The sequence below is a fragment of the Tabrizicola oligotrophica genome, from assembly GCF_011008935.1.
Classification (GTDB): domain Bacteria; phylum Pseudomonadota; class Alphaproteobacteria; order Rhodobacterales; family Rhodobacteraceae; genus Tabrizicola_A; species Tabrizicola_A oligotrophica.
In genome coordinates this window covers 1-253 of sequence record NZ_JAAIVJ010000056.1, presented here as the reverse complement: position 1 = coordinate 253, position 253 = coordinate 1, and the positions used below count along the sequence as shown (strand labels likewise).

The following is a 253-nucleotide window of genomic DNA, read 5'->3' as shown; positions in this document are numbered from 1 at the left end:
GCCTGACTCCATGAAACCGTCGGTCAAACCAGCTGCCCACCTTCGCGTGGAACAGCTGCCCAAGATGCCGTGGAACGAGTGCCCACGATCACGTGGAATAGGCGCCCAGCTTCCGTGGAATGCGCACCATGCAGGCGACTTCGCGGATGGCGCCGGAGCGGTAGAGGTCCTCGAACCCTGCATAGCCGTCGGCATGCATCCAGCCACGGTATCGGGCGAGGTGATCCTTGGGGTGCTGACCTTTGCGGTCGCC

At 63.6% G+C, this 253-nt stretch carries 1 protein-coding gene; it reads right to left on the bottom strand.

The features are described from left to right. Positions 1 to 88: 88 nt before the first annotated feature. Positions 89 to 253, bottom strand: a 165-nt coding sequence (locus G4Z14_RS18800; protein WP_407703849.1) for an IS66 family transposase, incomplete at its 5' end; no start/stop codon positions are given.